Source organism: Micromonospora sp. DH13 (assembly GCF_020873825.1).
Lineage (GTDB): Bacteria > Actinomycetota > Actinomycetes > Mycobacteriales > Micromonosporaceae > Micromonospora > Micromonospora haikouensis.
Genome location: NZ_JAHWGR010000108.1, coordinates 1 through 421 on the forward strand (window position 1 = coordinate 1; position 421 = coordinate 421).

Sequence of the window (421 nt, forward strand, 5' to 3'; positions counted from 1 at the left end):
GACGAAGGACGACTGCAGTCGGGCCGGCTCCCCGCAGACCTCGAGGTCGGGCAGCTCCCGGGCGAAGGCCTGGAACGCGACGCCGATCTCGCGCCGCGCCAGGTGGGCGCCGAGGCAGAAGTGCGGGCCGCGCGAGCCGAAGCCCACGTGCGGGTTCGGGTCGCGGGACAGGTCGAACCGGTGCGGATCGGCGAAGACGGCGGGGTCCCGGTTGGCCGCGGCGTAGAAGAGCAGGAACTTCGAGCCGGCCGGGAACTGCTGCCCGGAGAGCTCGACGTCCTGGGTCGCCGTCCGGCGCATCCAGGTGATCGGGCTCGTCCAGCGGACGATCTCCTCCACCGCGGTGCGGGTGAGCCCCGGGTCGGCCGCCCAGCGGGCCCGCTCGGCGGGGTGCTCGAACAGCGCCAGCACCCCCTGGGAG

1 protein-coding gene is annotated in these 421 nt (G+C 74.6%); it reads right to left on the reverse strand.

Annotation, left to right across the window (positions count from 1 at the left end; genetic code table 11):
• The coding region (locus tag LPA42_RS33460; protein ID WP_228987155.1) for a cytochrome P450 at nucleotides 1-421 on the reverse strand (421 nt) is incomplete at both ends.